At 46.6% G+C, this 21,574-nt stretch carries 29 protein-coding genes and 1 pseudogene; 17 read left to right on the plus strand and 13 right to left on the minus strand.

Annotation, left to right across the window (positions count from 1 at the left end; translation table 11 throughout):
• The 10 genes and pseudogenes from ACZMIG_RS10420 to ACZMIG_RS10465 form a co-directional block, all read left to right on the plus strand.
• Positions 1–147, plus strand: a pseudogene (locus tag ACZMIG_RS10420) (conjugative transposon protein TraJ); the annotation flags it as partial.
• Between the two features lie 204 nt (positions 148–351).
• On the plus strand, positions 352–975 hold the full coding sequence (traK, locus tag ACZMIG_RS10425) for a conjugative transposon protein TraK (RefSeq protein WP_005850480.1): 624 nt from the start codon (positions 352–354) through the stop codon (positions 973–975).
• 6 nt (positions 976–981) lie between these two features.
• Positions 982–1,302 carry a TraL conjugative transposon family protein gene (locus ACZMIG_RS10430; RefSeq protein ID WP_005850478.1) on the plus strand — a complete coding sequence of 107 codons (321 nt, stop codon included), beginning with the start codon at positions 982–984 and terminating at the stop codon, positions 1,300–1,302.
• Positions 1,271–2,647 (plus strand): conjugative transposon protein TraM, encoded by a 1,377-nt coding sequence (gene traM, locus ACZMIG_RS10435; protein WP_487889531.1) that lies wholly within the window; start codon positions 1,271–1,273, stop codon positions 2,645–2,647. Before ACZMIG_RS10430 ends, traM begins: the two co-directional genes overlap by 32 nt.
• 46 nt (positions 2,648–2,693) lie before the next feature.
• Complete coding sequence (gene traN, locus ACZMIG_RS10440; RefSeq protein WP_005850475.1) at positions 2,694–3,680, plus strand: conjugative transposon protein TraN; 987 nt, start codon at positions 2,694–2,696, stop codon at positions 3,678–3,680.
• A 2-nt stretch (positions 3,681–3,682) separates the two neighbouring features.
• Entirely contained in the window at positions 3,683–4,258 is a 576-nt protein-coding gene (locus tag ACZMIG_RS10445) for a conjugal transfer protein TraO (RefSeq protein ID WP_005850473.1), read from the plus strand.
• Between the two features lie 8 nt (positions 4,259–4,266).
• The gene (locus tag ACZMIG_RS10450) at positions 4,267–5,142 is read left to right on the plus strand and encodes a toprim domain-containing protein (protein WP_487889532.1); all 876 of its coding nucleotides are present in this window, start codon (positions 4,267–4,269) and stop codon (positions 5,140–5,142) included.
• Positions 5,143–5,160: 18 nt separating this feature from the next.
• Positions 5,161–5,667, plus strand: coding sequence for a DUF3872 domain-containing protein (locus tag ACZMIG_RS10455; RefSeq protein WP_005850466.1), 507 nt, complete (start codon positions 5,161–5,163; stop codon positions 5,665–5,667).
• Positions 5,664–6,191, plus strand: coding sequence for a glycoside hydrolase family protein (locus tag ACZMIG_RS10460; RefSeq protein ID WP_005850464.1), 528 nt, complete (start codon positions 5,664–5,666; stop codon positions 6,189–6,191). The genes ACZMIG_RS10455 and ACZMIG_RS10460 overlap by 4 nt, the downstream gene beginning before the upstream one ends.
• Before the next feature lie 93 nt (positions 6,192–6,284).
• The gene (locus ACZMIG_RS10465; protein WP_005850457.1) at positions 6,285–7,268 is read left to right on the plus strand and encodes a phage exclusion protein Lit family protein; all 984 of its coding nucleotides are present in this window, start codon (positions 6,285–6,287) and stop codon (positions 7,266–7,268) included.
• Positions 7,269–7,318: 50 nt separating this feature from the next.
• Here the strand turns inward: ACZMIG_RS10465 and ACZMIG_RS10470 are convergent, their stop codons facing one another.
• From ACZMIG_RS10470 to ACZMIG_RS10515, 10 genes are all read right to left on the minus strand, one after another.
• Positions 7,319–7,540, minus strand: a complete 222-nt coding sequence (locus ACZMIG_RS10470) for a DUF7688 family protein (protein ID WP_009276858.1) — start codon at positions 7,538–7,540, stop codon at positions 7,319–7,321.
• Between the two features lie 117 nt (positions 7,541–7,657).
• Positions 7,658–7,966, minus strand: coding sequence for a hypothetical protein (locus ACZMIG_RS10475; RefSeq protein WP_005850451.1), 309 nt, complete (start codon positions 7,964–7,966; stop codon positions 7,658–7,660).
• 45 nt (positions 7,967–8,011) lie between these two features.
• Positions 8,012–8,257 carry a DUF6956 domain-containing protein gene (locus ACZMIG_RS10480; protein WP_005850448.1) on the minus strand — a complete coding sequence of 82 codons (246 nt, stop codon included), beginning with the start codon at positions 8,255–8,257 and terminating at the stop codon, positions 8,012–8,014.
• Entirely contained in the window at positions 8,254–8,487 is a 234-nt protein-coding gene (locus tag ACZMIG_RS10485) for a DUF3873 domain-containing protein (protein ID WP_005850444.1), read from the minus strand. Before ACZMIG_RS10485 ends, ACZMIG_RS10480 begins: the two co-directional genes overlap by 4 nt.
• 20 nt (positions 8,488–8,507) lie before the next feature.
• Complete coding sequence (locus ACZMIG_RS10490; RefSeq protein ID WP_005850441.1) at positions 8,508–8,765, minus strand: DUF8466 domain-containing protein; 258 nt, start codon at positions 8,763–8,765, stop codon at positions 8,508–8,510.
• A gap of 24 nt (positions 8,766–8,789) precedes the next feature.
• Complete coding sequence (locus ACZMIG_RS10495) at positions 8,790–10,079, minus strand: PcfJ domain-containing protein (protein WP_005850438.1); 1,290 nt, start codon at positions 10,077–10,079, stop codon at positions 8,790–8,792.
• 2 nt (positions 10,080–10,081) lie between these two features.
• On the minus strand, positions 10,082–10,504 hold the full coding sequence (locus ACZMIG_RS10500; protein WP_005850436.1) for a PcfK-like family protein: 423 nt from the start codon (positions 10,502–10,504) through the stop codon (positions 10,082–10,084).
• Between the two features lie 15 nt (positions 10,505–10,519).
• Positions 10,520–11,116 (minus strand): hypothetical protein, encoded by a 597-nt coding sequence (locus tag ACZMIG_RS10505; protein WP_005850434.1) that lies wholly within the window; start codon positions 11,114–11,116, stop codon positions 10,520–10,522.
• A 12-nt stretch (positions 11,117–11,128) separates the two neighbouring features.
• Positions 11,129–11,350 (minus strand): hypothetical protein, encoded by a 222-nt coding sequence (locus tag ACZMIG_RS10510; RefSeq protein ID WP_005850431.1) that lies wholly within the window; start codon positions 11,348–11,350, stop codon positions 11,129–11,131.
• A gap of 11 nt (positions 11,351–11,361) precedes the next feature.
• Positions 11,362–11,577: a hypothetical protein gene (locus ACZMIG_RS10515; protein WP_005850429.1), complete on the minus strand. Its 216-nt coding sequence runs from the start codon at positions 11,575–11,577 to the stop codon at positions 11,362–11,364.
• A 1,080-nt stretch (positions 11,578–12,657) separates the two neighbouring features.
• Between ACZMIG_RS10515 and ACZMIG_RS10520 the strand changes: the two genes are divergently transcribed.
• Entirely contained in the window at positions 12,658–13,113 is a 456-nt protein-coding gene (locus tag ACZMIG_RS10520) for a hypothetical protein (RefSeq protein WP_147630819.1), read from the plus strand.
• Here the strand turns inward: ACZMIG_RS10520 and tamL are convergent.
• The gene (gene tamL, locus ACZMIG_RS10525) at positions 13,067–15,301 is read right to left on the minus strand and encodes a translocation and assembly module lipoprotein TamL (RefSeq protein WP_487889533.1); all 2,235 of its coding nucleotides are present in this window, start codon (positions 15,299–15,301) and stop codon (positions 13,067–13,069) included. The two genes, ACZMIG_RS10520 and tamL, sit on opposite strands and share 47 nt — an antisense overlap.
• 185 nt (positions 15,302–15,486) lie before the next feature.
• Here tamL and ACZMIG_RS10530 point away from each other — a divergent pair, with 185 nt between their 5' ends.
• The 5 genes from ACZMIG_RS10530 to ACZMIG_RS10550 all read left to right on the plus strand — a co-directional run bounded on the left by ACZMIG_RS10530 (position 15,487) and on the right by ACZMIG_RS10550 (position 19,185).
• Positions 15,487–16,272 carry a TrmH family RNA methyltransferase gene (locus ACZMIG_RS10530; RefSeq protein WP_487889534.1) on the plus strand — a complete coding sequence of 262 codons (786 nt, stop codon included), beginning with the start codon at positions 15,487–15,489 and terminating at the stop codon, positions 16,270–16,272.
• Positions 16,273–16,437: 165 nt separating this feature from the next.
• Positions 16,438–16,842, plus strand: a complete 405-nt coding sequence (gene mce / locus ACZMIG_RS10535) for a methylmalonyl-CoA epimerase (protein ID WP_021854125.1) — start codon at positions 16,438–16,440, stop codon at positions 16,840–16,842.
• Positions 16,843–17,006: 164 nt separating this feature from the next.
• A complete protein-coding gene (locus ACZMIG_RS10540; protein WP_021854126.1) occupies positions 17,007–18,560 on the plus strand; it encodes an acyl-CoA carboxylase subunit beta in 1,554 nt (517 codons plus the stop codon).
• Positions 18,561–18,588: 28 nt separating this feature from the next.
• Entirely contained in the window at positions 18,589–18,741 is a 153-nt protein-coding gene (locus ACZMIG_RS10545; RefSeq protein ID WP_021854127.1) for a hypothetical protein, read from the plus strand.
• A 12-nt stretch (positions 18,742–18,753) separates the two neighbouring features.
• Entirely contained in the window at positions 18,754–19,185 is a 432-nt protein-coding gene (locus tag ACZMIG_RS10550; protein WP_021854128.1) for a biotin/lipoyl-containing protein, read from the plus strand.
• Positions 19,186–19,321: 136 nt separating this feature from the next.
• Here the strand turns inward: ACZMIG_RS10550 and panD are convergent, their stop codons facing one another.
• Both panD and panC read right to left on the minus strand, forming a co-directional pair.
• Positions 19,322–19,669, minus strand: a complete 348-nt coding sequence (gene panD / locus ACZMIG_RS10555; protein ID WP_053398445.1) for an aspartate 1-decarboxylase — start codon at positions 19,667–19,669, stop codon at positions 19,322–19,324.
• A gap of 40 nt (positions 19,670–19,709) precedes the next feature.
• Positions 19,710–20,570, minus strand: a complete 861-nt coding sequence (gene panC, locus ACZMIG_RS10560; protein WP_484448134.1) for a pantoate--beta-alanine ligase — start codon at positions 20,568–20,570, stop codon at positions 19,710–19,712.
• A 175-nt stretch (positions 20,571–20,745) separates the two neighbouring features.
• Between panC and ACZMIG_RS10565 the strand changes: the two genes are divergently transcribed.
• The gene (locus ACZMIG_RS10565) at positions 20,746–21,570 is read left to right on the plus strand and encodes a glycogen/starch synthase (protein WP_021854131.1); all 825 of its coding nucleotides are present in this window, start codon (positions 20,746–20,748) and stop codon (positions 21,568–21,570) included.
• Positions 21,571–21,574: the final 4 nt, after the last annotated feature.

The following is a 21,574-nucleotide window of genomic DNA, read 5'->3' on the forward strand; positions in this document are numbered from 1 at the left end:
GCAGGCTGGATTATCCAAGCCGGAGGCATGGGAAGCTACGGTCGCAACGTGAACCAGACGGCAGGACGAGCCGGAAGCATGGCGGGCAGCGTGGCGGGTGCTACCGCAGGCAACATGGTCGGACGTGCCGGGAAACTGCTGAAATAGAGGCTGAATTACGGGAGAGGCATCCGCATAAAAGTAACATACGTATGTAGCCTGTCATGACATACGTATGTAGCAGCCTGTTACATACGTATGCAGCGGCTCATTACATACGTATGTGGTAACCCGTTACATACGTATGTGGCAAACGACCGCATACCAATCCTATTGTATAACGAATTAAGAACCGAAAAATAAAATCAGACAATGGAATTCAAGTCACTCAAAAACATCGAATCATCGTTCAGGCAGATACGCCTGTTCGGTATCGTCTTCCTCTCGCTGTGCGCCGTGATAACGGTATGGAGCGTGTGGAGTTCCTACCGCTTCGCGGAACGGCAGCGTGAGAAGATCTATGTGCTGGACAACGGCAAGTCGCTGATGCTGGCACTCTCGCAGGACTTGTCGCAGAACCGTCCGGCGGAAGCGAGGGAGCATGTGCGCCGCTTCCACGAACTGTTTTTCACGCTCTCGCCCGAAAAGAGCGCGATAGAACACAACGTAAAGCGTGCGTTGTTGCTGGCGGACAAGAGCGTGTACAACTACTATTCGGACTTCGCCGAGAAGGGGTACTACAACCGCATCATCGCCGGGAACATCAACCAAGTGCTGAAGGTGGACAGCGTGGTATGCGACTTCAACGGCTATCCCTACCGTGCCGTGACCTACGCCACGCAGAAGATTATCCGGCAGAGCAACGTCACCGAGCGCAGCCTCGTGACCACGTGCCGCCTCTTGAACTCGTCCCGTTCGGACAACAACCCGAACGGGTTCACCATCGAGGGATTCACCATCATCGAGAACAAGGATTTACAAACCATCAAAAGGTAAACGGATATGAAGAAAATCAAGAAATCATTTTGGGGCGCATATTGGAAACTCCACGACAAAAAGAAAATGCTGGTGGCAAGGCTCAGGGGCTATCTGGACGGCTTGCCGCCAAAGACACGCAGGCGCATCGTGCTGGCGATGCTCGCCGCATTCTCCGCGCTTGCCCTCTACACCTTCGGCAAAGCCGTGTATGACATCGGCAGGAATGACGGCAGCCGGATGGTGACAGACCATGCCGGACAGGTGGAACTGTCCGTGAAGACGGATAACAATCATAACGTAACACCTTATTTATATGGAACAGACGAAGAACGAAACGAAGATTGAGAACAAGACGGAGAGCAAGTCCGAAAGCACGGCTGCACCCGACAACAAGGGGAAGCCGAAAAAGGAGCGCAAGCCGCTGACCGAAGCCCAACGGCTGAAACGTCAGAAAATGATAGTGCTGCCCGCTATGGTGCTGGTATTCATCGGGGCGATGTGGCTGATATTCGCCCCGTCCTCCGGCAAAGAGCAGGAGCCGGGAACAGGCGGCTACAACATCGAGATGCCCGACGCGGACAAGGAGAACCGCCGGATTATCGGTGACAAGGCGAAAGCCTACGAACAGGGCGCAATGGAGGAAAGGCAGGAGAACCGCAGCCGCGCCATGCAGCAGTTGGGCGACCTGTTCGACCGCGAAACTGCGGCAGCGGATGGAGACAGCGATTTCGACCTTGCCAATCCCGGCGGAACAGAAGAGGCCGTGAAGCCCACACCGAAGACCATCCAATCCTCGGCAGCCGCCTACCGTGACCTCAATGCCACGCTCGGCAACTTCTACGAGCAGCCGAAAAACGACAATGCGGAGATGGACGAACTGCTGGAACGCATCGCCACCCTCGAATCCGAACTGGAAAGCGGAAAAGAGAGAAGCTCCACGATGGACGAGCAGGTGGCACTCATGGAAAAATCCTACGAGCTGGCGGCGAAGTACATGGGCGGGCAGAACGGCACGCAGGCGGCAGCGGGACAGACCGCAGAGCCGTCCCCCGTGCAGAAAGCCGGAAAGAACACGGCAAAACCCGTCAGGCAGGTGACGCATCAGGTGGTGTCCTCGCTCGGACAGCCCGTGAGCAATGCCGAATTTGTCGCTTCCTTCTCGCAGGAGCGCAACCGCAGTTTCAACACGGCGGTGGGCGTCACGACCGTATCGGACAGGAACACCATACCGGCATATGTCTATGGGACGCAGAGCGTGACGGACGGGCAGGCGGTCAGGTTGCGCTTGCTGGAGCCGATGGCGGTAGCAGACCGGATCATCCCCCGTAATGCGGTGGTGGTCGGCGCAGCCAAGATTCAGGGCGAACGGCTCGCTATCGAAATCACCTCGCTGGAACACGACGGTACGGTTATCCCGGTGGAGTTGGAGGTCTATGACACGGACGGGCAGCCCGGCATATTCATCCCCAACTCGATGGAGATGAACGCCGTCAGGGAGGTTGCCGCCAACATGGGCGGCTCGCTCGGCAGCAGCATCAACATCTCCACCAATGCCGGGGCGCAGCTCGCCTCCGACTTGGGCAAGGGGCTGATACAAGGCACGAGCCAGTACATTGCCAAGAAGATGCGCACCGTCAAGGTGCATCTGAAAGCCGGGTACAGGGTCATGCTCTATCAGGAAGTGAATTAAGAAAACAATCAATCAAATTTTTATTTACCACTAAAAATCCAAAGTAATGAGAAAAGTAATCATGATGTTTGCCCTCGCTATGGGCATCGCAACTGCCAACGCGCAGGAAAACGTAACCGTTGGGCAAAGCAACGGAAGTGAACAACCGACCTTGACAAAGGAGGTCTATCCGCAGAAGGAGGCGGACGGCGACCTGTATCACGGTCTGACGAGAAAGCTGGGCTTTGACCGCATGGTTCCCCCGCACGGCTTGGAAGTGACCTACGACAAGACCGTGCATGTCATCTTCCCGGCGGAAGTGCGCTATGTCGATTTAGGCTCGCCCGACCTGATTGCGGGCAAAGCCGAAGGTGCGGAGAACGTCATCCGCGTGAAGGCTACCGTGAGGAACTTCCCGAACGAAACCAACATGTCCGTAATCACGGAGGACGGGAGTTTTTACACCTTCAACGTGAAGTATGCCACCGAACCGCTGCTGCTCAACGTGGAGATGTGCGACTTCATCCATGACGGCGAGGCGGTGAACCGTCCGAACAATGCGCAGGAAATCTACCTGAAAGAGCTGGGCAGTGAAAGTCCCATGCTGGTGCGCCTTATCATGAAGTCCATCCACAAGCAGAACAAACGTGAGGTGAAGCATATCGGCTGCAAGCGTTTCGGCATCCAGTACCTTCTGAAAGGCATCTACACGCACAACGGGCTTCTGTATTTCCACACGGAAATCAGGAACCAGAGCAACGTGCCTTTCGATGTGGACTACATCACATGGAAAATCGTGGACAAGAAGGTGATGAAGCGTACCGCAGTGCAGGAGCGTATCATCCTGCCGCTCCGTGCGCAGAACTACGCCACGCTCGTGCCGGGCAAAAAAAGCGAACGCACGGTCTTCACGATGGCGAAGTTCACCATCCCCGACGGCAAGTGTCTCGTGGTGGAGCTGAACGAGAAGAACGGAGGTCGTCATCAGTCTTTCGTGATCGAGAATGAGGATTTGGTGCGTGCCAATAACATCAACGAACTCCAAGTGCGCTGACCATGAGAAAGTACATCGCAATCATCATCGCGTCGCTTGCCCTGTTCACGGGGCAGGCGTACGCCCAGCGATGTCTGCCGAAAATGCAGGGCATCGAGGTAAGGGCGAATCTGGCGGACGGCTTCAAACCCGGCGGCAACGACGGCGGGTACAGTTTCGGGGCGGCTCTCTCCACCTACACGAAGAAGGGCAACAAATGGATGTTCGGAGGTGAGTATCTCCTGAAGAACAACCCGTACAAGGATACCGCCATACCTGTGGTGCAGTTCACGGCGGAAGGCGGCTACTATTTCAAGATACTTTCCGATGCCCGTAAAATCATGTTCGTCTATGCGGGGGCTTCGGCTCTCGTCGGATATGAATCGGTGAATTGGGGCGAAAAGGTGCTGCAAGACGGCTCGACCCTGCATAACCGGGACGCCTTCATCTATGGCGGTGCGCTGACGCTGGACGTGGAGTTTTACGTGGCTGACCGTATCGCCCTGCTCGCCAATCTCCGGGAGCGTTGCCTGTGGGGTGGCGACACACGAAAGTTCCACACGCAGTTCGGGGTCGGCATCAAGTTCATCATCAACTGATGCGCCGCATGGAACGGACGGATATAGACACCATGAGGCAAATATCCCTCGCGGACTTTCTCGCACGGCTGGGACATGAGCCTGTACGGAGAAGCGGAAACGAGCTGTGGTATCTCGCGCCGTACCGCAATGAGCGCACGCCCTCTTTCCGCGTGAACGTGGCGAAACGGCTCTGGTACGATTTCGGTTTGGGCAAGGGCGGTGACATCTTCACGCTTGCCGGGGAGTTTGCCCGAAGCGGCGACTTCATGGCGCAGGCGGGATTCATAGCGGAAACCGCCCGTATGCCGTTTGTCGCATCGGAAAAGCCGTTGTTCCTGCCGGAGCCGTCCGAACCTGCCTTTGAGGGAGTGGAAGCCGTCCCGCTGCTCCGCTCACCATTAACAGAGTATCTGGCGGAACGGGGCATCCCTTATGCCGTTGCATCCCGCCACTGCTGCCGCCTGAACTACGGCGTGCGTGGAAAGCGGTATTTCGCAATCGGTTTCCCGAACGTGGCTGGCGGCTATGAAATCCGTAGCCGCTACTTCAAGGGTTGCGTACCACCGAAAGATGTGTCACTGATAAAACCGAAAGATACCGCCTCTGACGTATGCAGCGTGTTTGAGGGCTTCATGGACTTTCTGTCCGCTGCTGCACTCGGTATAGGCGGCAATAGCGACAGCCTTGTGCTGAACTCCGTTGCCAACGTGGGTAAGGCGGTGAAACACTTGGACGGGTACGGGCGCATAGACTGCTTCCTCGACCGTGACGAAGCCGGACGGAGGACGCTGGAAGCCCTCAAAGGATATTACGGCGGACGTGTCACCGACCGTTCCGCACTCCATGACGGTTACAAGGACTTGAACGAGTATCTGCAACTGACAGCAAAAAATGAACAATAACTTAAAAATCAAAGGACAATGAACATACTGAACAACAAGAACAAGAGAACATCCATCTTCAAGGCGTTGGCACTCTGCCTGTTCGCCGCCATGTTGCTCACGCTCGCATCGTGTGACGATGACATGGACATCCAGCAATCCTATCCCTTCACAGTGGAAACCATGCCCGTGCCTAACAAGGTAACGAAGGGGCAGACGGTGGAAATCCGCTGTGAGTTGAAAAAGACGGGCGATTACGCCAACACCCTATATACCATCCGGTATTTCCAATTCGAGGGAGAAGGAACATTGAAAATGGACAACGGCATTACGTTCCTGCCCAACGACCGCTACCTGCTCGAAAACGAGAAGTTCCGGCTGTACTACACGGCGCAAGGTGACGAGGTGCACAACTTCATCGTAGTGGTGGAAGATAATTTCAGCAACTCCTACGAATTGGAATTTGACTTCAACAATCGCAACGTGAAGGATGACGGGGCTATCTCTATTGTCCCAATCGGAAACTTCAAACCCCTTACACGATGATGCGTGTATTCATGGCTATCCTCTGTTCCCTTCTGGCGGTCTGCTCCGTGTCCGCACGGGACAGCTGTCAGAAGGGGACGGACGGGCAGGCGTCAATCTACCGCCTGCCGCCTTTCGAGCGGGCGGTTCGCTGTACGAAGTATTTTGAAGGCTGGCACTCGGAGAAACACCACCCATACGTGGGCTGGGGGCATCAGGTGCAGCCGGGGGAAAGGTATTCGGCACGCACCATGACGAAGCGGCAGGCGGACGCACTCCTGCGGAAAGACTTGCGGAAGTTCTGCGCCATGTTCCGCAAGTTCGGGCGTGACAGTCTGCTCCTTGCCACGCTCGCCTACAATGTCGGTCCATACCGGCTTTTGGGGAGCGGGAAGATACCCAAAAGCACACTGATCCGAAAATTGGAGGCGGGCGACAGGAACATTTACCGGGAATATATCGCTTTCTGCAACTACAAAGGTAAACGGCACGCCATGCTGCTCAAACGGAGAAAGGCGGAGTTTGCGCTGCTGTATATCCTGTGATACGACTGAAATTCCTTGCGGTAAACAATATCGCAAGGAATTTTAGCGTCTAATACAAATTAACACATTACCTTTGCAAGTAAAATTTGTAAAATGAAAGAAGCGAAAGAAATATATTATTTACCTGTTGAACAGCTATCTGATGATGCTATTCAATGTATTGAAAAAGTTGTTGAACTGTTAGATGCGATAAAAGACGATTGCAATATCAATAACTTTTCTCGTCGATTTACATTCATAAGGGAAGGAAAAGCTATTAGCGATGTTGCGGAAATAAAAAAAGATAGCAATGGATTAAATCATATCTATATCAACGAAAACTTTTGTCAGTATTTATGGTCTGTATGTATTTATCTTAATGCCTATTTTGAGAATGTCATACATATTCCAATAATGGATGCTGTTGGCATAAACAAATATGGTTATAAACCCAATCTGATTGATGTAGAGTATGCTAATGATTGCTTTTTTAGAGGACGGCAATTGTTGCATAACTTCAATAGGGATGTTTATTGGGTAACACCCAACATCTGTAATCCCCAGCAATTTGAAAATATTATAAGTCACACAAATGGTGTATATTGTGCTGCGATAGCATTTATATATGCCCACGAATTTTCACATAATTATTTAGGTCATACACAAATACAACAGACGTTTCCCCATACTATAGATGATGAAATTGCCGCAGATGATACGGCAATTAGTTTTATTCAAACTGAATATGACTCTGCATGGGGAAATACATATAAGGCAGGTGTCGCAACTGTATTAGCAGCCATTTTATTGATGAGCGAAGATTCTATTTCTGGTGATGGAACTCATCCAGATATGGATGTCCGAATAGAAAATTTGGTTACTAAACTGGAATTACATGAAATGGATCCACTTTGGGGCTACTTAGGTGTTGCATTAAGATTATGGTTGCTGGTATTTGGTGGTTTGTCTATCGAAGAGGATATGCAACAGCCCGGTTTTGGCTCATATAAGGAGATTTATTTATTTTACATGGAGAAATTGAAAACAGTTAGACAACAACGTTATCCCAAAATTGTAAAACCTGATTGGGATATATAGCTAAATTAAAAACTCCGATGAAGCCGCAACTTCATCGGAGTTTCCGCTTTTCATACATTCGGGATTTTTCCTTTGCCGATTACCTCACCGTCCCTGCAATGCTCTATGATGCCGGGCGAAAATCCCATCTCCCCGATTGCGATATGCCGGATATACTCCGCATATTCCTGACCTTGAAAATTCCTCCCCGTGAGGTTTTTGAAAATCATCCTTATGCTTGTTCCGTCATCGCTGTGCAGGATGATTTTTCCGTTCTGTCTGATTTCTTCCATGATTGAAACTTGTTTTTGTGAATACTATCGTAGATTGGGACAGCGGTTTCTTTGCTACTTTCTTTGTCCGCCATCATGCTCACCGAAAGAAAGTAGGGCGGCTTTCGCCGTCGCCACTCAAAAACGGGTGTAAAGTCCCGTTACCATCGTGAACATTTCTTCCAGCATATCGCAGTATATGCCATCGTGCGTTGCAATGTCCTTTGTCTTGCACTCGAATGTCTTTTTACTGAACGTCTTGCGGTAGAAACGCATATTGTAGAGGTCTAATCCTGCATCGTAGATGATGTCAAGGCGGTTCGCGCTCGTCTTGTTCCTTGCAAGGCTCATGCGCAAGCCGTTGCCCATGTCTATGAAGTCCTTGCTTCCCGTCATGGCGACAAAGCGTCTGCCGCCTATCTGCTGTAAAATCGTCTTTGCTATCATGCTTTTCTTGGTTTTAGGTTGGCGGTGCGGACACCGCCAACTTGTTTAACATTCTGTTATCTCGGCAATGGGTGTGTTTCGTTTCAACCATTCCATCAGGCACTCCATATTGTACTCGCTTGTGATGACTGCCGTATGGCTGTTGATGGCGGTAAACCTGCTGCTCTCGTAGTCGTCTATCCACCCTTTTAGGGTATCAACTCCCCACGCTTCGGCATCGTCAAAGATGCCGTCCAATACTTTGATAGGCTCGCTGAATTTCACTATCAGCGTTTGATAGGCTGTGTTCATCGGTTGTCCTCCTTTCCATCCTTTGCCGTGAGCCACTTATCCCGTGCGGCTCGGCACTCGTCCAATGTGGGTTTGACACAAGAGAACAACTCTCCGTCTGTGGGGTGGCGGTAGTCGTACTGCACAAGTGTCCGCTTGCGTCTGCCGATACCTAATTGGAAACGCTCATATTTCTCCGTACCTGCTTCGGTGCAGGTGCTTATACCGTTGATGGTCATTCGTGTTGCCATAATCGTTGATTTTAGAGTGGTTAAAAATGTACTGACAAAACTCTGTTGCGCATCACCATTTCGGGGTCACTCGTATAGCGTTGGTGCAGGTAGAAATGGTGGGAGCCGAAGCCGTAAAGGAAAAACCTGTCAAGTCCGTGCTTCTCGGCAAAGTCCTTTACACTCCGTCTTAACTGCTCCTCACTCGTTGCAAGAGTGAGGAGGTTCACAAATTCAAGGAACATCGTGGGGATTTTATCGTCCCACAGACAAACCATGCTTTCAATTCTTACTTCCATTTTGTTGGGTTTTATAGGTTAATACTATGCCACTTCCATCCGCTGGCGGATAAGGTTCACATTGCTGTTCACAAGGTTTACAATGCGGTCGTGGTACTCGGTATTGGAATTGTGCAAGCCACGACTTTGCACCACTTCCAATGTCTTCAAGGAAACCTCCACCGTTTCTATGCGCTTGCCGTCAATGGTGGCGGATAGGATAAGGGAGTTCTTTTCAAGGAAATAGGAGTTGGAAAACACGCAATGGTGCAGTTCCGTCCCTTCCGCTGCAAACTCCGCCACGCTCTCCAACACACGCACCTGCAAAGTGCCGTCCGTGAATGCAATGCCGAAGAATATGCCTTTGAGTTTGCGGTATGCCTTCTCGTGTTTCTTCGCTTGGCGGATGCGTTCTTCCAATTTCTTGCGCTCTATCTCCTTGTTGCGCTTGTGCATAAGTCTGTCGTGTTCGGCTTTGAGGTCGGCAGGGCAGACGTATTTCGGGCTGTTCGTGTCCTTGCCGAAATGCCGCAGGAGGTCTATGGTGTCACGCCACATGGAGCCGTCAGCAATGGTGTAGCCGTTGCGGATACATATCTTTATGGATGCCCAATACCTCTCCATGTCAAAGGAACTGCGGATGTAGTGGCGCAACATGGGGTATTGCCCTGCCTTCAACAGCGTTTCGGCTCGGCTGTCGGAAAGGATAGCCGTGAAAAGGTCGTAAGGCAGTATGTTGTGGTACTCGCCATTGAAGCCGTTGCGTTTCAGTTCGGGTATGAAACGCTGTCGGGGATAGGTGCAGACGGGGTTTATATCGTATGCACGTAGTTTGTTGTTCTTGCGTACTTCCATGTCGCTGTATTCCGCCCATAGGTCATAGTAAAGTATGGACATTCCACGCAGTCGGGCAACGGTGGTAGTTGTACCTTTTGGCGAAATCCACCTTTGCACCACTTCATAAATGGAATACTCGGCTGCCTGTCCTGCCTTGTATCGGGACTTGACGAAAAAGAAGCGTATAACTTGATACTGCTTGCAGGTGGTGACGATGGAGAAATACTCGTTCTCGCTGAACACGCTCTTTCGGGTGCGCAACGCTTCCAACTCCATGCCGCAATGCGGGCAGGTGCATCCGCAAACGGTGTCCGCAAGGTCGTGTTCACTCCTCCACGAATGTCCGCACTCGGTGCAGATGTTCGTGCCGTCCGCCCTCTTGATGGCGTAATGCTTGAAGCAATGGCGGAAAGCGTATGCCCTCTGTATGGCGGTCAATTTCGGCAGTCGCTCGCTCAATCGTGCGACTTCCTGCTGTATGGGTGTTCTCGGTTTCATAATCAGAAATTGAATAGGTTGGGTTGTTGTACTTCTTGTGCGGTCGCTTTGGTGGCGGTTCTCGGCTTGCTGCGGTTTTGCAACTTGCGGAGTTCTTCCTCTTGGTATCTGCGGACTGCGTTCTGCCGTGCTTCCGCCTTTTCCTCTGCCGTGAGTTCCACAACGTGGTTCACCGCCACTTGGCATTGGATAGGCTTGCCTACCTCTATCTCGTTCTCGTCATAGTAGTGGACGGCTTGCCCGAATATCTCCCCGTCCGTGAAGCCGTTGCAACCGCTCCGCTGCACGTAGTTGAGAATGTAGGTGACGCAATCGTCTATGTTCTTGGCAGGGTTGCGGTAGTTCTTCGCAAAGAGCGCATCCTCCGCTGCACGCTGCTCCAAATACATCTGTATCGTTCTCTTGAAATGGTCTGTTCCTTTCATATCGCTGTCGTTTTATCAGTTATACATTTTTCCGTTTCCCAAAAACTCGTAGTCGTTGGCTGCGCAACTCTCCTCGAAACTCTCCTCGCTGCACTGAAATTCCATATCGTCACGGCACGACTTGAAGAAGCTGTCAAGGCACTTGTCCATGAGGTCGTACAGAGTGGTTCGGGTGTCGGGGGCTTTCAGAAAGTCGTAGATGGGTCGCAGGATGTCCTCGTCTGCGCAATAGCCTGTCAGTACGCAACAGTTGTCCGTGAATACCCTGCTTTTGCGCCTTTTCTTGTAATTGCCTTTGAGGTAGTAGGCTTTCGGCTTGAATAGGGTATGCCAATAGTTATTGACGATGTATTTCAGAAGCCGTATGCCGCAGAGTTCCTCTTCCTCTCCGCTGTAACGTGAGGTGAAGCGGTAGGAATAACGGCACGTGTCGTAACTCCAATCGTTCACTTTGACCTTGAACACACTTTCAAATGCTTCCAGCGTGTTGCGGTTGTCGCTGTCCCAACCGTATTCAAAGGTGCGCAACCATTCGTTGTATGCGGTATCTCTCGCTGCTGCGGAGAGTTCAGCTAATTGGAAAAGGTCGTATGTCCTTGTTATCGTTCTCATATCGCTGTCGTTTTAGATGGTCTGTTTCAGTATCTCTCTCCAATAGGTCGGCTGCACCTCGCTCAAAAGGAAGTCTGTAAAGTCCCTCCGTGCGTCCTTGTTCAGTTCTCGGTAGAGTTCACGGAACACGGATATGTTGCCGTTGATGTACGTTTCAACCATATACACGAAGATATTGTCCACCTCGTAGTATCTGCACTGCTGCGCTGCCGTTTTGCTGCTTCTCTTTGCCATGTCGGTAAGGGTTAAAGGGTGAATAACCAAAGGATGAAACCGAAGAAGGCGGTTGCGGAAAGGATAGCCACGATTACGCCTATCGCCACTCGGAACACTCCGTTTACAATCTCTCTAATGATGCCCCAAAGGATGCCGAACACCCCGAAGGCGGTGCGCACCATCAAGCCGCATATCGCAAGCCCTATGTACTGTGCCATTTGTCTGAAATTTGCCGTTGCCGTCATATCTTCGCTGTTTTTGATTTTTTTATTTTTTAATGCGGATTCAAGAGCTGAGGGAGTTGAGTTTCAAACTATCTTATCTGCCTCTCGTTTATCCGACATTTTTTTTATGCGTCTTTCTGTCGCATCGGTCGTTTTCGTTTCGGGTGCTTGAAAAGGTAGGGATTAGGGGATGCAAGGTTTTTCGGGAAAGATACTACCCGCAGGGCTGGAGATTTTTGCCGAAAACAGGAGGCTTGACCTTGCATTCCCGTCCAATCCCGGAATTACCTTTGCGCCCAGAACGGAAATGACTGCCTGATGCGGCGTCACTGAAAGACGCGAAAATGGAGGTAAACGGAAGTGGAGGCAGATTAGACAGGAAAACTTCAAAAGAGAAATCTGTGAAAAAAAGAAATCCCCAAAAGGAAAAAAAGGGACATAGCCGGAAGCGTGAAACCGGGCAAACCACCGGCAAGGAAGTATGATTTTATATGTCTGGCCGAGCGTGTCCGGTCGGACATATAAAATCATTCTTCCCGGTTTGCCTGCCGTGCATAACGGCTTGTTCCATTTATGGATCGGGCGGTCAGACACGGCTTTCCGCTTACGGCTCAAAGGAACAGCGAAAAAGAAATCGTCTGCGAACCCGTAAAAGCACCTCTCTGGCATAAGCACAAAAGAAATGGGCCTTGCATCATCAGTCTAAACTGTTGTTTAGGCGTGAGGCAAAGCCCTTTTCTCCGCTTATGCGGCAGTCGGCATACGTTCATCCAAAATTCTTTTGGGCGATGGTGTGCCGACGGATAAAACAGCTTTTACGGAAAAACTTGTATGAGATAGAAAAAAAATTAGGGAGATTCATTTCAAAATCTCCCGTTTTATTGTTACTTTTGCATATGAAGAGTTCTTTGAAGGTTACGCAACGCGCAGAAAGATGATGCAGTAGATAACTAACTAAATCGTAACCTATTACTATCATGAGCAATTAACCTACGCTCATTTCCAATGAATTACACTCTTTTCGTAACTTCGAAATGCAAATTTATAAAGAATTGACCATGGTACAAAAAAAAATGGTATCTTTGTAGAAAATTAATCAATATGAAAATATCTTTCCTGACTATCATTTGTCTATTAATTTTCGGTTCCTGTACAAAACATTATCAGTCGGAAGACGAGGAAAATATAATATCGGTGACTGACCAGTTTGCCTCAAATTATTTTAACTTTAAACTGAAAGAAGCCATACCCTTATGCACTCCGGAATCGGAAAAATGGATAAGGTTCATGGCAAGCAATATATTTCAGGAAGATATCGATGTGATTAACAATAACACTGAAAGCACCACGCATGAAACCGACGAGGTAAACTATGTGAACGACACACTGGCAACAGTGAAATGCGACGCATATAATGTCTTTAAGATAGACACTATAGGACGTCCCGGAAGAATATCAGAACACGAAGTATATAACATCAACGTGGTAAAAAGAGACGGCAGGTGGCTGATTAAAATGGAAGGCCCACTGCAAAGTGAAAAGCAAAATCGCGACTAAAATCAGGATGGAAGATGGCGTAATGTTCCTGCTGTGTGTCATAAGCCGGATTTATGGCCTTCATACCCATATCAAAACGAAGAATAAAGAAATCAAAATTGAGTCTTAAGCCCACTCCGTAAGCAACGGCTATCTGCTTATAGAAATCTTTAATGTCAAACTGTCCGCCGGGCTGTTCCTCATAATACCTCAATGTCCATATATTACCGGCATCAACAAAAACAGCTCCATAAATCTTCCAGAACAGGAAAGAACGGAACTCAAGATTAATATCCAGCTTTATATCACCCGTCTGATTTATGAAGTCGATAGAGCCGTTTGTCCCCTTAAACTTTCCCGGTCCAAGTCCACGGACGCTCCATCCTCTCACAGAGTTGGCACCGCCTGAGAAATATCTCTTTTCAAAAGGCAAGACGCGGCTGTTGCCATAAGGATAGGCAATACCAAAACCAACATGAAAGGCAAGATTGTTACGTGAATCAAAACGGAACATGCGGGTATAGTCGAAATCTCCTTTCACATACTGAGCGAAAGCAATATTAAATAAGGTGTATTGATTGTCGCTGTTTACGCTGCTGCCGATCAGACGTGAAACACCGTTAAGAAGATTTCCTGCTGTCTCAATATTAAACTTATAAGCCTCGTCGCCATTATTGTACGACATGCCAAAGCCTAGCTTCATTATGAACAAGTCTTCGTAATTATACCTCAAAATAGAATTTCGGCTGTCCACATCGTCAAGATATTCTTCTTTAAATGTTTTCGAAATCCATGGCATATAAATATAGTTCAGGTCTATAAGATCTACATTATATCTACGCCTGCGCTTAACGTCATCCCAACGATATCTCACACCGGCAGAAAAAACACGGCGATGAAATTCAGGACGGTTCTGCATATTATAACTGGCCGTCAACTCGGTTACGGCAGCCGACTGTCTCTTAAAATTCTTTGAAAGGAACGGAACCAACAGACGCGGAAAGACAAGTTTCGTCTCCAGACTATATTCTTCATAGTCCTGATTCTGATAACCCTCAAGACCTGTAATGGCCTCAAAAGCCCCGCGCAATTTTACACTAAACGTTTCAGCACCTTTGAAAAGGTTCTTATTCTCATAAGTAAGCGATGCTGCAGCTCCAAAGTCTCCGGCTGTGTTTGTTCCTTCAGGCTGAAAGATTACACTGTTTATCTTATTTGTGCTGATACCGATATCACAGTTAAGCATATCACTGTCAGGAAGTTCGTTGAATCGTATATTTGTATATTTTACAATCTGGAGACGGCTGAATCTGTTATATGTTTTCTGAAGTGCTTCCGAATTAAAATATTCTCCCGGTTCTATAAGAGTATTCTCTTCAAGCACTGACTGGCGCAGAGGCACATAATTACGTTCGTCATTGCTGTAATATGTAACATCATTTATTTTATAACGGGTGTGTGCCTCTTCAGGACTTTTGCTGTTGGCGGTATATTTATGCAAATGCAACGTAAGGTCAACATCGGTGCTTCCCCGCACCGAATCGGCTGAATATGTAATAAAATCCTTATGAAACTTATAATATCCGTTGTTATTTAAATATTTTGTCAGTGCCTTTCGCTCATTGTCAAGTTCGTTTGTCAAGAAAGGCATACCTACACGTAATCCAGGCTTAAAGCCTCCCTCTTCACCCGTATTCAAGAATTCCGCAATTTTATCATCTTGAATATCATAACTGACAGAACTTATGTGATACAAAGGACCCGGATGAAGGTTATACACAACAACAACTTTCTTTTTCTTTTTAAAGTCGAGGTTATAATCTACGGTAGCCCTAAGGTATCCAAGACCATGCAGCACATTCTCTAAATCAGAGCATGTCATGGCTGTCTGAAGAGAGTCAAACAGAACAGGGTCTTCGCCTAAATCACGAAGTTTTTTGTTTATCCATTTAGTGGAATCCTTGCCGGACAACGCATAAGTGCCGAGAGGTATCTTAAACAGGGAGAACCACTTTGAATTGCCTTTCTGCCTTATATATGCCTTAAGTCTGTCTGGATTGACGTCCTTAACATCAGACTTTATCTCTGCATCATCCAAAAGGAACTTTCCTTCCGGTATGAACTTCGATGCAGAACACCCTGACAGCACCAGCACGACAATCAAGAGCGAAACAAATAAAGAAATATATTTAGATACCTGTTTTATCATTTAATGCAAATTTCAAGTTGCAAAAATAATAAAATTTTAGTACTTTTGCCAACGTTATTACAATGAAATTGGTATAACGGCAATAAGTTTAGGCCAACCGGTCTGAAAAGATTTGCGTAAAAGATTATTTATATTTAATATAATGTCAGACACAAACACCATATAACAATAAATCCGTCAACACCATGATTTCAAAAAATCTCATTAAATATATACGTTCACTCGAACTTAAGAAAAACAGACAGAAAGAAGGTGTCTTTGTGGCAGAAGGCCCTAAAGTTGTAGGAGACTTGTCGGAGATATATAATCCGGAACGTCTTATTGCTACAGAAGAATGGTATAAAGCTAACAACAAAAGCGCAAGGCCACAAGACGTGACGGTAACAGACGACGAGCTAAAAAAAATAAGCTTCTTACAGCATCCACAGCAAGTGATGGGAATATTCAAGATACCTACCCATACTCTGGACATCAGTATATGTGAACGCGAACTCTGCCTTGCACTTGACAGAGTGCAAGATCCGGGCAACCTCGGAACTATCATAAGAATAGCCGACTGGTTTGGCATTTCAACAATATTTTGCAGCAACGACACTGCCGACGCTTATAATCCTAAAGTAGTACAGGCAACAATGGGAAGTATCGCTCATGTAAACATAATCTATACAGACCTGAACGAAATTATAGAAAATAAACCGGCTAATGCATTGGTATACGGAACAGCATTAAACGGGACCGACATATACGCACAGGAGCTGACTCCAACAGGAATTATAATCATGGGAAATGAGGGCAACGGAATATCCCAACAGATATTGTCAAAGGTTGACAGATCGCTATTCATACCTTGTTACCAAAAGAACAAGAAAGCTGATAGCCTGAATGTCGCAATGGCAACAGCGCTCACATGTGCAGAATTCAAGAGACAGACAAGAAATAGCGACAGCAATAAACAGCAAAAAGCCGGATAGACGGCAAAGTGTCATCATTTCAGAAGCTAAAGTGCAATTCCGACACACTGGCAATGTCAAAATGTAGCAATAACATTAAATCATACAAAAAATTAAAAAGCTATAAATTATTGTTTCATTAAATAATTATATGTATATTTGCACATCTTATAAAACCTATAAAATATGAAAATTTCACGTATAGAGCATTTAGGAATAGCCGTACAAAGCATTGAAGAGGCTTTACCTTATTTTGAAAATGTATTAGGACTGAAATGTTATGCAGTCGAAGAAGTTGCAGACCAGAAGGTTAAAACAGCTTTCTTGAAATGCGGAGAAGTAAAACTCGAGCTTCTCGAGCCAACATCACCCGACAGTACAATACAGAAATGGCTCGACAAAGGCAATCACGGAGTACATCATGTAGCATTCTGCATTGAAGACGGTGTAAGCAATGCTTTGGCTGAATGCGAAAGCAAAGGCGTACGTCTCATTGACAAGGCTCCAAGACCAGGTGCAGAAAAACTGAACATCGCGTTCCTGCATCCGAAATCAACATGCGGAATACTTACAGAACTCTGTGAGAAATAATAATTTTTTTATTAAAAATTAAAGAGGGACGACAGGGAATTAAAGACAATGTGAATTTCAATTAATATTGAATTTTGCCTTTAATTCCTTGTGCTATTATAGCACCGCTTTAAATCTTAATATGAATAAAAACGCTAAAAACATAAAAAATACATTCAGAAATCATGAGTAAACAAGTAGAAAAAATCAAGGAGCTTATCGCTAAACGCGAGCAGGCTCGTCTCGGTGGCGGCGAAAAAGCTATTGAGAAACAGCATGCACGTGGAAAATACACAGCCCGCGAACGTATAGATATGTTGCTTGATGAAGGCAGTTTTGAAGAAGTTGACATGTTCAAGCTTCACCGTTGCACAAACTTCGGCATGGAAAAGAAACAGTATCTTGGAGATGGCGTTGTTGCCGGAAGCGGAACAATTGACGGCAGACTGGTATATATTTTTGCACAGGATTTCACCGTAAACGGCGGTTCACTCTCTGAGACCATGGCCCAGAAGATATGCAAAGTTATGGACATGGCAATGAAGATGGGCGCTCCTGTAATTGGTATTAACGACTCTGGCGGTGCACGTATTCAGGAAGGTATCTGCGCACTTGCCGGTTACGCTGAAATATTTGAAAGAAACATTCTTGCATCAGGTGTTATACCTCAGATTAGCGGTATCTTCGGACCGTGTGCCGGAGGTGCAGTTTATTCACCGGCATTGACAGACTTCACTCTGATGATGGAAAATACATCATACATGTTCTTGACAGGTCCTAAAGTTGTTAAGACTGTAACAGGTGAAGACATCGACCAGGAGCACCTCGGAGGCGCAAGTGTACACTCTACAAAGAGCGGTGTTACACACTTCACAGCTTCTACAGAGGAAGAGGCAATGGAAATGATCAAGACATTGCTGAGCTATATTCCGTCTAACAACATGGAAGAAGCTCCCCGCAAGGAATGCAACGACCCGATCAACAGAATGGAAGATTCTCTGAACGAGATCATTCCCGAAGATCCGAACATGGCATACGACATGTATAAGGTTATTTCAGCAATTACCGACGACAACGAATTCTTTGAGGTTCAGCCTAAATTCGCAAAGAACATCATCGTTGGTTTCGCTCGCTTCAATGGTCAGAGCGTAGGTATCGTTGCTAACCAGCCTTCATGCTACGCAGGTGTACTCGACGTTAACGCCAGCCGCAAAGGTGCACGTTTCGTTCGTTTCTGCGACGCATTCAACATTCCTATCGTAAGCCTTGTTGACGTTCCTGGATTCCTCCCGGGTACAGGTCAGGAGTACAATGCAGTTATCCTCCACGGAGCACAGCTGCTTTATGCTTACGGCGAAGCCACTGTTCCAAAGGTAACAGTTACTTTGCGTAAGAGCTATGGCGGAAGCCACATCGTTATGGGCTGCAAGCAGCTGCGTACAGACATCAATTATGCATGGCCTTCTGCAGAAATCGCAGTTATGGGTGCAAGCGGTGCCGTTGCAGTTCTTTGCGCTAAAGAAGCAAAAGAGCACGAAGATCCGAAGGCATTCCTGGCAGAAAAAGAAGAGGAATACACAGAGATGTTCGCTAACCCATATCAGGCAGCTAAATATGGCTACATTGATGATGTTATAGAACCGCGCAACACTCGTTTCCGCATCTGTCGCGCCCTTGCTCAGCTTGCTACAAAGAGAGATGGTCTTCCTGCTAAGAAGCACGGAAACATTCCTATGTAATTGTTTCAAAACTTAAATGTCAGTGACAATGAAGAATAACGAAGTATATGCCGCCATAGCACTAGCCTTGCACGAATACAACGGAAATAACGTGCACGACAAAGAAGCTGGTGTCATTACAATAAAGAGCAAGCACTCCGAATGGGAGTCTCATATACTCACAATGACGCAACATCCTTAAGAACAAAACAATATGAAAGAATATAAATATACAATCAACGGCAACAAATATGAAGTTGCAATAAACAGTATAAACGACAATATTGCCAACGTTGTTGTCAACGGTGAAGAATACGAGGTTCAGATGGAGAAGGAACCGGAACCCGTAAAGAAGAAAGTTGTTGTTCGCCCTGTAGCACAGCCCGAGGCAGAAACAGCTTCTGCTCCAACATCAACCAACAAAGTAGACCTGAACAATGCTGTAAAGTCACCGTTACCAGGTGTAATAACAGAAATAAAGGTGAAAGTTGGCGACGAAGTAAAAGCCGGAGACACCGTTGTTGTTCTTGAAGCTATGAAGATGGCTAACAATCTTGACGCAGAAAAGAGCGGCAAGGTTACAGCTGTCCTTGTAAAAGAGGGTGAAAGCGTTATGGAAGACACCCCGCTTGTAGTTATTGAATAATCAGTCTTAAACTACCAAGGCCTTCGGGCTTTGGTAGAAAAAAATTAAAGCGGAAACAATGAAAAAGATAATTCATGTTTCCGCTTTTATTGTATCTTAGTCTTAAACAAAAAATCTGTCTACTGATTTATCACACTTACTTGACCAGTCTGTTGTTCTCAGGAAAGACCACCGTTGGCTTAAAATGCTTAGCCTCTTCAAAATCCATCAATGCATAAGCAATGATTATAACGGTATCACCTACCTGGCATTTTCTTGCAGCCGCACCATTGAGACAGATACAACCGCTGCCACGTTCACCTTTTATTATATATGTCTCGAGGCGCTCACCATTATTATTATTAACAATCTGAACCTTCTCACCTGCAATAAGATTAGCTGCATCCATAAGATCCTCATCAATGGTTATGCTGCCCATATAATTAAGGTTGGCCTCAGTAACCTGAACACAATGCAACTTACTCTTTAAAACTTCTATCATCATAATTTTATATATCGTTATAATGTTCAAGCACGAAAGTATCCTACAACTTCGGCTCCTTAAATTTAATATGGTCAATAAGACGCACAGGACGTGAGCCGCAGTAAACAGTTATACAACCTACGACATAGTCAGAGTCAGACCATTCGTTTACAGGCAAAAGAGTATCACCGTCTACAATCTCGAAATACTCAACGTCAAGTCCGTCGACAGCATTTATTGCACCAACAACATAATCGTGAGTTTCCTTTACATTATGGTTTGCGCTATATTCAACACCTTCGCTCAGAGCCTTGAATATAACAGGAGCAATTGCACGTTCATCTTTTGAAAGGAGCGCATTGCGTGAAGAACGAGCTAGTCCGTCTGCATCGCGGACTATAGGACATTCAACAATGTTCACCTTCAAAGACAAAGCCTTAACCATAGCTTTAATTACAGCTATCTGCTGCCAGTCTTTCTCTCCGAAATAAGCTCTGTCCGGATTTACGATATAGAATAATCTGCTTACAACCTGACATACACCATTAAAATGTCCTGGGCGATGTGCGCCCTCCATTACGGTAGAAACCGGAGGATATTCAAAGTGACGTGTATCAGGAACAGGATACATCTCCTCAACAGAAGGCACAAACACATAATCGGCATGTACCTTCTCCAACAGTTTACAGTCGTCCTCAACAGTCCGAGGATATGATTTTAAATCTTTAGGGTCATTAAACTGTGTTGGATTAACGAAAACAGAAACTACCGTAATATCATTATCCTCTACACTTTTCTTAACCAAAGACGCATGTCCCTCATGCAGGGCGCCCATCGTGGGCACCAGTCCCACAGTTTTCCCGGCTTTACGGTCGGCAAACAAAGCGTTTTGAAGTTCTACTATTTTATGAAATACAATCATTGTATAAATGTTTAACACCTCGAAATTGAGGTGCAAAATAACAACAAATTTCTTAAATAAAAAAGAATAATTAAAAAAATATGCCAATAAGAGCAGGCATTTCTCTAAGTTTATAAAAAAAGTTACCCGTATACGAAGTTTTTTTTGTACCTTTGCAAGGATAAAAATTAACATCATGAAGGCAAAAAAGGTATTATTTATAAATCAAGAGATTACTCCTTATGTTCCTGAAAGCGAAATGTCAAATTTAGGCCGTCAGATACCTCAGATCATACAAGAGAAAGGATATGAGATACGGACGTTCATGCCTAAATGGGGAAATATCAACGAAAGAAGAGGACAGCTTCACGAGGTAATCCGTCTGTCAAGAATGATGTTGATTATCGACGAGACAGACCATCCGCTTATTATCAAGGTTGCCTCAATACCTGCAACAAGAATCCAAGTTTATTTTATCGACAACGAGGATTACTTTACAAAGAGGCTTATGGCTAAAGACGAGAACGGAGTTGAATACGACGACAACGGCGAGCGTGCAATATTCTTTGCACGTGGCGTGCTTGAAACCGTAAAGAAGCTGCGCTGGACACCCGACGTAATACATTGTCAAGGCTGGATGTGCTCAGCAATTCCGCTTTATGTAAAAACAGCATACAGGGAGGAACCGTCGTTTGCTAACACAAAAGTTGTTACATCCCTTTTCTCTGAAGAGCTGAAAGGCGGACTCGGCGAAAAATTCAAAGACAGCATAGCCTTCCGCGACGTGAAGTCTGACATTCTGGATAACTACAACAAAGACTTCAGTTTCATGGATTTAGAGAAACTTGCAATTGACTATTCAGACGGAATAGTCAAAGCTGGTGCTGACGTAAATCCTGAAATAATAAAATATGCAACTGAAAAGGGTCTGCCCGTAATCAGCCATCCGGAAAAAGAGGAAGACATCTGCCAGACATATCAAGAATTTTACGATAAAATATTCGACAGCATTTCAGAATAACATA

The sequence above is a fragment of the Xylanibacter sp. genome (assembly GCF_057607445.1).